This is a genomic window from Nonomuraea sp. NPDC050786 (assembly GCF_040654115.1).
Classification (GTDB): Bacteria; Actinomycetota; Actinomycetes; order Streptosporangiales; family Streptosporangiaceae; genus Nonomuraea.
In genome coordinates this window covers 103,489-115,622 of record NZ_JBFAHJ010000006.1, presented here as the reverse complement: position 1 = coordinate 115,622, position 12,134 = coordinate 103,489, and the positions used below count along the sequence as shown (strand labels likewise).

At 72.2% G+C, this 12,134-nt stretch carries 10 protein-coding genes; 3 read left to right on the top strand and 7 right to left on the bottom strand.

From position 1 onward, the window contains the following. The first annotated feature begins 35 nt into the window (after positions 1 to 35). Complete coding sequence (locus tag AB0H84_RS14445; RefSeq protein WP_357603356.1) at positions 36 to 1,388, top strand: MFS transporter; 1,353 nt, start codon at positions 36 to 38, stop codon at positions 1,386 to 1,388. Here the strand turns inward: AB0H84_RS14445 and AB0H84_RS14440 are convergent. From AB0H84_RS14440 to AB0H84_RS14420, 5 genes are all read right to left on the bottom strand, one after another. Then, positions 1,372 to 1,596 carry a hypothetical protein gene (locus AB0H84_RS14440; RefSeq protein WP_357603353.1) on the bottom strand — a complete coding sequence of 75 codons (225 nt, stop codon included), beginning with the start codon at positions 1,594 to 1,596 and terminating at the stop codon, positions 1,372 to 1,374. The two genes, AB0H84_RS14445 and AB0H84_RS14440, sit on opposite strands and share 17 nt — an antisense overlap. A gap of 38 nt (positions 1,597 to 1,634) precedes the next feature. After that, positions 1,635 to 1,976: a hypothetical protein gene (locus AB0H84_RS14435; protein WP_357603350.1), complete on the bottom strand. Its 342-nt coding sequence runs from the start codon at positions 1,974 to 1,976 to the stop codon at positions 1,635 to 1,637. Positions 1,977 to 2,486: 510 nt separating this feature from the next. Continuing rightward, entirely contained in the window at positions 2,487 to 3,632 is a 1,146-nt protein-coding gene (locus AB0H84_RS14430; RefSeq protein WP_357603347.1) for a DUF2207 domain-containing protein, read from the bottom strand. A 95-nt stretch (positions 3,633 to 3,727) separates the two neighbouring features. Then, a complete protein-coding gene (locus AB0H84_RS14425) occupies positions 3,728 to 6,034 on the bottom strand; it encodes an ABC transporter permease (protein WP_357603743.1) in 2,307 nt (768 codons plus the stop codon). Continuing rightward, positions 6,034 to 6,765 carry an ABC transporter ATP-binding protein gene (locus AB0H84_RS14420; RefSeq protein ID WP_357603344.1) on the bottom strand — a complete coding sequence of 244 codons (732 nt, stop codon included), beginning with the start codon at positions 6,763 to 6,765 and terminating at the stop codon, positions 6,034 to 6,036. Before AB0H84_RS14420 ends, AB0H84_RS14425 begins: the two co-directional genes overlap by 1 nt. 91 nt (positions 6,766 to 6,856) lie before the next feature. Between AB0H84_RS14420 and AB0H84_RS14415 the strand changes: the two genes are divergently transcribed. Beyond that, on the top strand, positions 6,857 to 7,465 hold the full coding sequence (locus AB0H84_RS14415; RefSeq protein WP_357603341.1) for a response regulator transcription factor: 609 nt from the start codon (positions 6,857 to 6,859) through the stop codon (positions 7,463 to 7,465). Here AB0H84_RS14415 and AB0H84_RS14410 read toward each other — a convergent pair. Together AB0H84_RS14410 and AB0H84_RS14405 are read right to left on the bottom strand one after the other, a co-directional pair. Then, positions 7,462 to 9,441: a histidine kinase gene (locus tag AB0H84_RS14410; RefSeq protein WP_357603339.1), complete on the bottom strand. Its 1,980-nt coding sequence runs from the start codon at positions 9,439 to 9,441 to the stop codon at positions 7,462 to 7,464. The genes AB0H84_RS14415 and AB0H84_RS14410 overlap by 4 nt on opposite strands. Before the next feature lie 172 nt (positions 9,442 to 9,613). Beyond that, the gene (locus AB0H84_RS14405) at positions 9,614 to 10,603 is read right to left on the bottom strand and encodes a hypothetical protein (protein ID WP_357603336.1); all 990 of its coding nucleotides are present in this window, start codon (positions 10,601 to 10,603) and stop codon (positions 9,614 to 9,616) included. 194 nt (positions 10,604 to 10,797) lie between these two features. Here AB0H84_RS14405 and AB0H84_RS14400 point away from each other — a divergent pair, with 194 nt between their 5' ends. Next, the gene (locus tag AB0H84_RS14400; RefSeq protein WP_357603333.1) at positions 10,798 to 12,066 is read left to right on the top strand and encodes an SGNH/GDSL hydrolase family protein; all 1,269 of its coding nucleotides are present in this window, start codon (positions 10,798 to 10,800) and stop codon (positions 12,064 to 12,066) included. Positions 12,067 to 12,134 lie beyond the last annotated feature (68 nt).

Below are 12,134 nucleotides of genomic sequence, written 5' to 3'. Positions count from 1 at the left end.
CGCCAATTCGCCGGGCCGATCCGAGCATCGTGAGCGTGAAAGCGGCGACGTTCGGCGAGGTGTTCGCCGTCAAAGAGTTCAGGGTGCTGTTCGGCAGCTTCGCGCTGCTGGTCGGCGGCGACTCGATCAAGATGCTGGCCATGTCCGTGCTGGTGTACGCGCGGACCGGCTCCCCCGGCCTGTCGGCCGCCGCCTACATGGCCGGTTGGCTGCCGTTCATCCTCGGCGGGCTGTTCCTGCTCTCGCTTGCCGACCGGGTGCCGCCGCGGGCGCTGATGGTGGCCGGCGAGCTGGTCAGGGCGGTGACGTGCCTGCTGCTGGCGTACGCGGGGCTGCCGGTGTGGGCGATGCTGGCGCTGGTGCTGGTCACGGGGCTGTTCTCGCCGGTGTTCTTCGCCGCGCGGGCGGCGATGCTGCCCGAGGTGCTGCCAGGGGACGCGTTCGTGCTGGGGCGGTCGCTGCTGAACGTGGCCTCCGCGAGCGCGCAGATCGTCGGGCTGGCGGCCGGGGGCGCGTTCCTGGCCTGGGCAGGACCCTCCGGGGCACTGGCCGCGACCGCGGGGCTGTCCGTGGTGGCGGCCGTGGTGCTCAGGGCCGGGCTGCCGCACCGACCGGCGCGCGGCACGACCGGAGCACGCGCGACACGTGAGACGACGCCGGGCACGACCGGAGCACGCGCGACACGTGAGACGACGCCGGGCACGACCGGAGCACGCGCGACGCGTGAGGCGACGCCGGGCACGGTCGGAGCAGGCGTGGCACGTGAGAGCGGCCCGAGCTCGGCCAAGGCGGGCGCGATACGTGAGACGGTGCGAGTGAACCGGCAACTGCTGGCCGACGGGCGGGTGCGCGGGCTGCTGCTGGCCGGGTGGCTGCCGTGCGTGTGCCTGGCCGGGGCCGAGGCCATGGTCGTGCCGTACCTGGGCGGGCAGGGTCAGGCCGGGGTGGTGCTCGCGGCCGCTGCCGGCGGGATGGCGGTCGGGGAGTTCGCGGTGGGCAGGTTCGCCGGGCCGGGACTGCGGGAGCGGCTTTCGCTGCCGCTGGCGGTGCTGGTCGGCGCGCCCTGGCTGGGCTTCGCGCTCGGGCCCGGGATCGCGTGGGCGGCCGTGCTGGCCGCGGTGGCGACCGCGGGGCTGTCGTACCAGCTCGGGCTGCAGCGGCGGTTCGTGGAGTCGGCGCCGGAGGAGGTGCGGGGCCAGGCGTTCGGGCTGCAGTCCTCCGGATTGATGACGGGCCAGGCGGCCGGGGCGGCGCTGGTCGGAGCGCTCGGCGAGGTGCTCGCGCCAGGGCCCGCGATCGCGCTGGCGGGCGGCGCCGGGGTGCTGGTCGCGCTGGCCCTGGCGGGCGCGCTGCGACCGGCGAGGACGCCGGTCAGCAGCCGCGCTTGACGATGCTCTTGCGCTCGATGAAGCACTGGAAGCCGTTGGCGAAGTTGGATCCTCCGTGAACGTTGTTGCTCTTCGGGGAGTTCTTCGCGAACGAGAAGTTGCCGCTGTTGATCTGACGGCCCTTGCTCCAGTAGTTTCCGCTGTTCCAGGAGTTGCCGCCGTCACGGTGAGACGCGTACGGCATCGACATCGCGGTCGTCGTCAACATCAGCCCGAGACACCCCACGACCGCTCCGGCTCTGCGCATCACCGGCCACCGAACCGCTGGGAGCCATTGGCGGTGTTGCCGCCATTGATGGTGTTGTTGCTGGCGGTGGAGCCGTTGGCATTCGAGAAGTTACCGCTGTTGATGGGGTCTCCATCATTGTGGTAGTTGCCGCTGTTGGTGGAGTTTCCGGAGTTCACCGGGCCGTTGACGCACTTCGTCGGCGAATTGGGCGCCGGCGAGTTGTAGCTGACCAGCCGATTGCCGCAGAAAACGCTGGGGAGCGCGCTCACCACCGAGCCGAGGTCCGCGCCGAAGAGCCCGGCGAGCAGGGAGTTCGCGCGAGGCGGCGCGGAGGCCGCCGCGGCGTTCGCGGCCGACAATGCACTGCAGCCTATGACGGCTATTACGGCGATCCGTACGAATGTCCGCAACGTTCCCCCCGGCAATCATGACGACATGACTCCCCGACGATAGCACTGAGTAATCAACAATTACGGTCAGCCACCGCACCGTCGCGCCTCACGCGAAAAGGGTGAGCGCCGCCTCCTGGCGTACGGTGGAGGCGGCGCTCGTTAACTACCATCCCGGGTAGTTGTCTCAGCGACCCTTCGACGGGATGCGCCTGGGTGGCGCGACCGGGCGTTGCGGCATCCTGGGCATTTGCCGTGGCGCGGGCAACTCGGGCCGGTTCTTCTTCTTGGCTGAACGAACTCGCATAAGGAAGCTCCTCTACGTAACTCGCGACGCGGCTCATGGAGGCCGCTCGACATGCACAGCTGCCGCGTCTGGGTGGACTGAGGCGGTTTCGCTGCTGAGTGCGAATTACAGGTAAAGGCGCATGTCCGTAACCGTATGGGCTTGCCGAAACCCGGCGCAACCGAATTAACGGCTCACCAGGCTCCGCCGCCGCCGTCGCTGGAGCTGCTGCCGGAGCTGCCAGAGTCGGAGCTGCCCGAGCTGCCGGAGTCGTAGCTGCTGGAGCTGCCGAAGTCGTAACTGCTGGAGCTGCTGGAGCTGCTGGAACTGTCGGAACCGCTGCTCCAGGTGTGCGAGTGGTAGGTGTGCCGGTGATAGGAGCGCGGCCGTGATGACGTCCCGGAGGACCACCCACCGGCTCTCCCGGCCTTGGCCAGCAGCGACACCACGGCGATGATCAGGACCAGCACGAACATCATGCCCATCCAGCCGGTGGACGCCGTGGGCGCGGAGCCCGTGTCCGAGAACGCCTCACGCGGTTCGTAGTCCTGCTGCGCCATGGAGTCCTCCAGCACGCACTCAGAGGTCGTGGCCGCCTCCGGCACGCTCTTCTCGAGGTTGGCCAGCCTGGCCGCGCCGGTCCCCTTCCCCAGGGTCACGTCGGTCAGCTGGGCAGTGGGGAAGGCCAGGTCGAGCGAGACGGGATGCCCGGCGGCCACGTCCCGGGCGGTGCCGGTGACGGTCCGCCTGTCCTTGGAGAGGGCGGGCTTGAAGCCGCTGTCCGAACGCCCGTACGCCCGGTACTGCTCGTGACCGCCCTTGGCGGCGCGCGGCAGCCGTACAGAGACCCGCAACTGCCCCAGCTCGCCCTTCCAGCCGCTGCCCCAGAGCGGGAGGTGCAGGAACGCGTGCTTCTCGTACGCCGTGACCGCGCTCTTGAGCGTGTACGCCAGCCGGTACGTGTGCGTGCTCCCGGGCTCGGCGGAGAAGTACCAGACCACCCGATGCGGCCCGTCCGTGCAGTCGCCCTCCGCGAACGTCTCCCCCGGGCGCTCCACGTTCAGCTCCGGCGTCCCTTCGGCACGGTACTCGGCCTTCCCTTCGCCGACCGTGACGCCCTCCACCTGGGTCCCGTCCAGGCGCGGGATGTCCACGTAGGCACCGTGGCCGGCGGCGGAGAACCGGAACGTGTGCTCCTCGACCACCTTCACCGTGCCGTCGCGGTGCACCGTGGCGGTGATGACCGTCTTGGGCAGCGTGTACGACGGCGCGGCGGCCACGGCCGGCACGGGTGCCAGCACGACGAGGCCCAGGCCCAGCGCGATCAGCATTCGGCGCATCTACAACCCCGTGGCAATAGGCGTATTTCCTCCAGATTGGACGGGGATACTTACACCTCGCTGGACATTCGCCTGATTCGTTCTAGACCCGCCTGTCACTCGCGCGCCCCGAGCGCGTCAGCCGGTCGGGACCGCAGTGCGAACCGGGCCGGGATCGCCGTGGCCGCCAGCGCCAGCCCCGCCACGGCGGCGACCACCGCGAGATAGTCGAGCGGCGGCACGTACGGCAGCACCGACCCCGTCATCCCCATGCTGAAGGCCGCCAGCGTGACCAGCGAGATCGCTGTCCCGACGACCACGGCGACGGCCAGCGCCGTCAGCGTCTCCGCGCGCAGCATCCGCGCCGCCTGCCGCCGCGTGGTGCCCACGATCCGCAGCAGGGCGAGCTCGCGGGAGCGGGCCAGGGTGGACATGGCCAGCGTGTTGACCACGGCGATGGCGCAGAAGGCGATGATCAGCCCCATGGCGACGAATGCGACCGCCGCACCGGCCCCGCCGCCCGAGCTCTCGGCGAGCACGGTCCCCGCAGGTAGCGCCCCGCCTGCCACCAGGAGCGTGCCACGGGCGTCGTCCACGTGGGCCGCGACGAGCCCGCGTGACAGGGTCAGGTCGCCGAACCCCAGGCCACGGGAGTAGATCGCGGCGATCCGCACCACGGCAGGAGTGCCGTCGCCGAGCACCAGCGGGACCTGGTCGCCCACGCCCACGTCCAGCCGGGAGGCGGCGGTGCGGCTGATCGCCGCCGACGTGTCGCTCAGCCCGTTGAGAGAGCCCGCCACCACGCCCAGGTCCATGGTCTGCTCCAGGCCGTCGAGGGTGACGGCCTGGGCCTCGTACTTCTCGAGGTCGATCCTGACCGACGTCCGCAGCACCTCCGTCACGGCGCGCACGCCGGGCGTACGGCGGACGGCGGCCACGGACGCGCCCGGGGCGAGCACGTGGTCGGCCTTGACGCCCGCGGTCACCTCAGTCCGTGCGGCGTGTCCCATGGTGGTCTGCACGAACAGGATCGTGCACGTCATCGCCGTCATCAGGGTCAACGGCGTGATCACCGAGGCCAGCCGCCCGGTCCCGGCGCGCAGGCTCTTCCGCGCCAGATAGCCCGCCACGCCGGGCGCCCGCAGCGGCAGCGCCGTCGCCGCCCGCGCGATCGCCGGTCCCAGCAGGGCGACCGCGATCGTCCACAGCAGCGCGGTCAGCATGGTGACCGGGGTGGAGGCCGCCTCCGTGGACAGGTGGGAGAGCACGATCGTCACCGCCACCCCACCGGCGAGGGCGAGCAGGCCCGCGACCAGCCGCACCGGCGGGAGGGAGTCGGCGGGCATCGCCGTCTCTCCCAGCGCCTCCACCGGCCTGATCCTGGTGGTACGGCGGGCGGAGACGCGTGCCGCCACCCACGCGGCCGCCAGAGTGGCCAGCACCGCGACGATCTCGGGGAACGGGCTGACGACCAGCCGCAGGTTCGCGGGGATCGCGCCCAGTTCGACGAACCTGTCCCGCAGCCAGAACCCCAGCAGGATCCCTCCTCCGGAGCCGAGCACCCCGGCGGCCACGCTGATGAGCAGGGCCTCGCCGCCGATGAGCTTCCTGGCCTGCCGTGGCAGGGCGCCGACGGCCCGCAGCAGGGCGATCTCGCGCCGGCGCTGCTGCATGGAGAGCGCGAACGTGCCCACCACGACGAGGATCGCCACCAGCAGCGAGGTGCCGCCGAGCGCGCCGCCCAGGCTGATGAGCTTCACCCGGGCGCCCTCCGCGCCGGGGAACTCGACCGCGCCGCGCTCGTCGCCGGTGTAGGCGAGCGCGCCCTCCACAGTGACGTCCACCCCGGGCCAGACGCCGATCGCCGTGACCAGGCCGTCGCGTCCCGCCAGGCGGCGGGCCTCGCCGGTGGCGAAGAAGACCGTGTCCTGGCCGGGCAGCGCCTGCGCGGTCACTCCCACGACGCGGTAGCCGGGAACCGTCCGGCCGGAGTGGCGGGCGTCCACGACGACCTCGTTCGCCGCCTTGGGGGCGCGCCCCTTGGCGAGCGTGAACGGGGTGAGCGCGGCGGACTCCCACCCGTGGGCGGTGAACCCCGCGTAGGGGAAGGTCACCTCGGTCACCACCTTGGTGACGCCGGGGACGCGCCGGATCTCCCCGGCGAGCGAGGCGGGGATCCATCTGCGCTCCGACAGGAGCTTGGCCTTCTCCTTGCCGCTCTGCTTGACCTGTCTGACGTACTGGTCCCCCGCCACGATCACGGGGGCGCCGGCGTACCGCTCGGGCGCCACCTCGCCGCGCAGGCCCGTCTCCAGCAGCATCCCGCAGGCGGTCACCAGCGCGGCCGCGCACAGCAGGGCCACGAACGCGCCGGCGAAGCCGGCCTTGCGGTGCCTGAGCGTCCGCAACGCGAAGGAGATCATCACTTCCACGCCCCCAGCCGGGTCATGCGCTCGGCCACCTTCTCGGCGGTCGGGGCGGTCATCGCGTCCACGATCCGGCCGTCGGCCAGGAAGAGCACGGTGTCGGCGTAGGAGGCGGCCACCGGGTCGTGGGTGACCATCACCACGGTCTGGCCGAGCGCCGAGACCACCTCCCGCAGCAGGGTCAGCACGTCGCGGGCGGTCATGGTGTCCAGCGCGCCGGTCGGCTCGTCACCGAACAGCACCTCCGGCCTGGTCACCAGCGCCCTGGCGATCGCCACCCGCTGCTGCTGGCCGCCGGAGAGCTGGGCCGGGCGGTGATCGGCACGTCCGCCGAGGCCCACCCGGTGCACGACCTCCTCCAGCCAGGCTCCGTCGACGCGGGCGCCCGCCAGCTTGAGCGGCAGCGTGATGTTCTCCGTCACGGTCAGCGCGGAGACCAGGTTGAACGCCTGGAACACGAAGCCGACACGCTGCCGCCGCAGCTCGGTCAGCGCGTTCTCGTCCATGCCGGTCAGGTCGGCGCCGCCCAGCCGGACCGCGCCCGAGCTGGGGACGTCGAGACCGGCCGCACAATGCAGGAACGTGCTCTTGCCCGAGCCCGAGGGCCCCATGACGGCGGTGAAGGTCCCCCGGGGGATGCCGACCGACACCTCGCGCAGGGCCGCGACCGCGCTCTGGCCCCTGCCGTACACCTTGCTCACCGCGTCCAACCGCACTGCTTCTGTCATGGGACCAAGCCTGCTGATCTGCGCTTTCACCCACCAGAGAGCCGGTCACGACCCCGCCATGACCTCATCATGATCCGGACATAATGGTCAGGTGATTCGTATGCTCCTGGCCGAGGACCAGCACGTCATCAGGGAAGCCCTCGTGACCCTGCTCGGCCTCGAACCCGACATCGAGGTCGTCGAGGCGGTCGAGTCCGGGGCCGCGGCGGTCGCCGCCGCCCTGGTCCACCGGCCGGACGTGGCCGTCCTGGACATCGACATGCCCGGCGAGATCGACGGCCTCGGGGCCGCCGGCGAGCTGCGCTCCAGGCTGCCGGGGTGCCGCACGCTCATGCTCACCGGGCACGGGAAGCCGGGCCACCTGCGCCGCGCGCTCGCCTCCCAGGTGGACGGCTTCCTCCTGAAGACCGCCTCGCCGGAGGAGCTGAGCGCCGCGATCAGAAAGGTGGCCGGGGGCGAACGCGTCCTCGACCCCTCGCTCGCCATCACCGCCTGGAACCTGGCCGACAACCCGCTCACCCCGCGCGAGGCCGACGTCCTGCGGCTGGTCGCGGCGGGCGGCGAGGCCACCGAGATCGCCGGTCAGCTCTTCCTGAGCGCGGGGACCGTCCGCAACTACATCACCGCGATCGTCACCAAGCTCAACGCCCGCAACCGCACCGACGCCGTACGGATCGCCACCGAGGCCGGCTGGATCTAGACGGGCGCCCAGGACCGCGTGGGCACCGTGGCGGCCAGCTCGAACCAGCCGTCCTCGTGGCCGACGGCCAGTTGCCCGTCGAGCGCCGCGAGCCGGGTGGTGAGGTTGCCGATCCCGGCCGAGCCGCGGCGCCCCTGCGGGGAGCGCACCCCGTCGTTGCGCACGCTCAGCCGGACGGCGCCGTCCCGTACGGACGTCGTGATCGTGCACCGGCCGGCCGAGCTGTGCCGCAGGACGTTGGTGACGGCCTCTCTGAGCACGATGCCGAGCGTGGTGTCCACTTCTCTGCCGAGCCGGTCGTGGCCCAGGTCGAGGAGGACCTCGATGCCCGCGGCAGCCAGCACCGAGCGGGCCGACTCCGCCTCCGCGGTCAGCGACAGCTCCCCGTGCTCGCCCGACACGGTCCGCAGGTCCTCCCGCGCCCGCTCGGTCATCGCCAGCACGTCGTCGAGCTCCTTGCGGGCCCGCTCGGCGTCGAGCCGGCGGGCGAGCTCGCATTTGAGCAGGATGGCCGCCAAGGTGTGGCCGAGCAGGTCGTGCAGGTCGCGGGCGGCGCGCAGGCGCTCCTCGAGCACGGCGGCGCGGGCCAGGCCGTCCCTCGACTCGCGCAGTTCCCTGGCCAGCTGGGCCAGCCTGAGCAGCCCGTACACGGCCAGGCCGGTCACCAGGGTGCTGATCGCGTAGTTCACGGTCAGCGGGACCGGCAGGCCCAGCAGCACGCCGGCGGTCGCGACGGCCGCCACGACGGCCGCCACCAGCGGCAGCGCCACCGCCCATGAGAAGGCCAGCAGGACCGGCCCCGCCAGGAACCCCGCCACACCCAGCCAGGCCTGCCCGAAGAGCGGAAGCGGGGCGAACGTCAGCACCGCCATGATCGACAGTGCCACCGGGTGCCGCCCCTCGACCGATCGCAGCTGCATGACGACGATGACGGCCAGCAGGCCCACCGGCCACAGCGAGCCGGCCAGCAGGAGCGCCTTGACCGAGAACCCCACCAGCACGGCCGCCAGCAGCGCCATCGACAGGGCGCTGTCGCGAGCCGGCCGGCCGGGCGGGCGCGTGGTGGGCAGCATGGCCTCCACGGTCATCGAGGCGTCACCGGCGAGCTCGACGGCGAGCGTGCCGCCTGCCGCCTCGACCTGGGCCGGCAGGTCGCCGAGGCTCTCGTCGCCGGCCGTGCGCGCGCCGTCGTTGGTGACGCGCAGCCGTACCGTGTCGCCTTCCGTAAGGGTCTCGATGAGGCAGGTGGCGGCCGTGCGCCGCCGGACGATCTCTGTCACGGCCTCCCTGAGCACCGCCGCCAGGAGCGCGCCCGCCGGGCCGAGCGGCTCGGTGTGCCCCATGCGCACGTCCACGGTGACGCCCGCGGCGGTCAGCATCGCCTTGGCGGTGGTCATCTCGGGGGCCAGCGACATGGCCCGGTAGCTCGCCGCCGCCGCCCTGGCCTCGGCCAGGGCCTGGCGCGCCGTCTCCACGTCGGGGAGGCCCGTACGCGCTCCGGCGGCGATCGCGGACAGCGCCCTGCCCAGGCCCGTGCTCAGCTCGGCGGCGATGCGCAACCGCTCCTCGGCCGCCGCCGCCACGGCCAGGGACAGCCTGGCCGCGTTCACCTCCTCGATCCGGTCGATCATCCTGGTCAGGCCGTAGACGACCAGGGAGATCAGGATCATGCTGATCACGGGGTCGGCGGGGCCGAGGAACGCGGCACTGGCCACCACCGCCAGGGCGAGCGGCCACAGCGAGGTCAGCAGCAGAGACCCGCCGACGAAGCCGAGGATGCCGACGGAGGAGCCGTGGAGCAGCACGGAGGCGTACGCCAGCGCGGCCTGCAGAGCGACCAGCCACCACGACCGCCGCCGGGCGAAGGCGACCTGCACCCCGAACACGGCCAGCGCCAAGGGCGAGCCCGCCACCACGTAGATACTCGCGAAGGCCGCGAACGCCACGACCACGATCAGCTCCGCCTGCCTGCGCACCCGTGCAGCCTAGGAGACCTCTCGCCGCCGCCCGGCCCCGGGGACCGGCTCACCACCCTGACGCGAGGACCGGCTCACGGCCCGGCGACCATCGCCGCAGGGCGGACCGGACGCCTCACGGCCTCACCGCCCGGCGAGCGTCGCCGCAGGGCGGGCCGGACGCCTCACGGCCTCACCGTCCGGCGAGCGTCGCGGCCGGGCGGGCGGGCATGTCCCGTAGCGTGGCACGCCGGGGTGCGGAGACGGCCAGGATCACGACCGCGGCGGCGGACACCAGCGCGACGAGACCCGCGGCGGCCCCCAGCGTGAGCGCGTCGGGGTGGACCAGGGCCTGGCCGCGCCGCGCCTGCCACAGCACCAGCGCGGTGAGCCCCGCGTACCCGAACGCCGCGGTGATCACCAGCCCCGTGCGGGTGGCGCCGCTCGCGAGGACGGCGAACCGGCGGGAGAGCATGCGCAGGCCGATCGCGACCAGCGGGAGCACCTGCAGGGCGTGCAGGCCGACGAAGTGCGCCACCCGCAGGTCGCCCGAGCCGGTCTCCCAGCCGGTGACCGGCATGCCGGGGCCGCCGTCGGGCCCGCCGACGCCGTGCGCGCCGACCGTCGCGAGGCTCAGTCCGCTGGCCAGTTGCTCCGCCTGGCCGGGCGTGGGGGCGGTCATCAGGTAGCCGATGGACATGCCGGCGAGCGAGACGGCCAGCCCGAGCGGGATCGCCCATGCCATCGCCCGGTCCACCCGGCGCTGCGCGATCAGGAGGATCCCCATCACGAAGGTCAGCAGCCAGCCGAGGTAGGCCGCGCCACCCATGATCATGAATACCGTCGCGTCCAGCGCGGTGGAGAGGTTGAAGTGGCTGGGGACGCCGCGGGCCGCCTGGAAGGTGATGGCGGTGATCTCCGGGGCGACGAACCCGGCCACCGTGACCGTGCCCAGCCACCACAGCGTCCGCCGCCACCGTCCGGCTTGCGCGATCATCCAGGCCAGCGTGGTGGCGTACAGGCCGAAGGAGAGCGCGAACTTGAACGGCTTGAGCCACACTCCCTGGCCGAGCACCGTTCGCTCGTCCACGACGAGCCCCACCACGCTGACGGCGGCCAGCACCGCCATCGCCACCGCACAGCAGCTCAGCGGGCCGTGCCACTTCCTGAGCAGGACACCCATGACGACTCCTTCGCATCGACTGGGTACAACCCTGCTGGCCTGCGAATCAACCCACCAGAGACGCGATCATGAGCCGGGCGTGACCTCATCACGAACCGGACATCCCAGGACACCATTGACCACGGAGGCCACCTGTCATACGTTCGCTACCGAAATATTCGACATCCTCCCGAAACATTTCGGGAGGCCGGTCTATGGATAGGGCGCTGCAATTGGCCATCGTCGCGGTTCTGGGACTCGCCATGGGGACGGCGGGAGCGGCTGACGGGTCCTCCGAGCCCGACGGGCACTGGGTCACCACGTGGACGGCGATGCCGCAGCTCGCCGAGCCCGACAACATGCCGCCTGCGCCGTACACGCTGGAGAACGTGGTCCTGGCCGACAGCACGGTGCGGCAGACCGTGCGGGTGTCGGTCGGCGGGCAGCGGATGCGGCTGCGCTTCTCCAACGCGTTCGGCGGCGCGTCGCTGCCCATCACGCGCGTCACCGTGGCGCTCCCGAGCGAGGGCAAGGCCGGGGTGAGCGCGATCCAGCCGCAGACCCTCCAGCCGGTGACCTTCTACGGGCGCCCCTCGACGGTGGTGTCCGTCGGTGCACAGGTCGTCTCCGACCCGCTCGACCTCGCGCTGCCCGCGGGCGCCGTGCTGAGCGTGACCGCGTACCTCGCCGACGGGCAGGCATCCACGAACATCACCTCGCACCCCGGCTCCCGAACCACCTCCTACCTGGCGAAGGGCAACCAGGCCGAGGCCGCGGACCTGACCGGCGCCACCCCCGTCGACCACTGGTACTTCCTCAGCGGCATCGAAATCTGGTCCAAGCCCGCCACCGCCACGCTCGCGCTGGTCGGCGACTCGCTGACGGACGGCCGGGGCTCGACCACCAACCAGAACAACCGCTGGCCCGACCAGCTCTTCGACCGGCTGCGGACCGATCGCCGCACCGCGGGCGTCGCCATCGCCAACCAGGCGGCCGGGGGCAACCGGGTGCTGAACGACGGCCTCGGCCCCAACGCCCTGGCCCGGCTCGACCGGGACGTGCTCGCGCAGAGCGGCGTCAACTGGCTGATCGTGTTCGAGGGCGTCAACGACCTCGGCACCGCCGCGGACACCCAGGACGCCCAGAAGAAGGTCGCCGACGAGCTGATCGCCGCCTACGACCAGATCATCGTGCGCGCGCACGCGCAGGACATCCGCGTGTACGGTGCCACGCTCACCCCCTTCGGCGGCAGCTTCTACGACGACGCCCAGGGACACCGCGAGGCGGCCCGGCAGGCGGTCAACGAGTGGATCCGCACCAGCGGCAGGTTCGACGCCGTGATCGACTTCGACCGGGCCGTCCGCGACCCCGCCGACCCGCGCCGCCTGGTCGCGGCCTTCGACGTGGGCGACCACCTCCACCTGAGCCCCGCCGGCTACAAGGCGCTGGCCGACGCGGTCCCCGCCCGGCTGCTGCACCGGTAAGGACAGGCCTGAGTTATATCCATTTGCGTATGCCTTGAGGCGGATGGATGTCCGCGTACGTACCTCCA

Coding starts and splice junctions, on each gene's coding strand:
- AB0H84_RS14440 (WP_357603353.1), bottom strand. CDS start 1,596: ATGTTGACGACGACCGCGATGTCGATGCCGTACGCGTCTCACCGTGAC.
- AB0H84_RS14420 (WP_357603344.1), bottom strand. CDS start 6,765: ATGACAGAAGCAGTGCGGTTGGACGCGGTGAGCAAGGTGTACGGCAGG.
- AB0H84_RS14425 (WP_357603743.1), bottom strand. CDS start 6,034: ATGATCTCCTTCGCGTTGCGGACGCTCAGGCACCGCAAGGCCGGCTTC.
- AB0H84_RS14430 (WP_357603347.1), bottom strand. CDS start 3,632: ATGCGCCGAATGCTGATCGCGCTGGGCCTGGGCCTCGTCGTGCTGGCA.
- AB0H84_RS14400 (WP_357603333.1), top strand. CDS start 10,798: ATGGATAGGGCGCTGCAATTGGCCATCGTCGCGGTTCTGGGACTCGCC.
- AB0H84_RS14405 (WP_357603336.1), bottom strand. CDS start 10,603: ATGGGTGTCCTGCTCAGGAAGTGGCACGGCCCGCTGAGCTGCTGTGCG.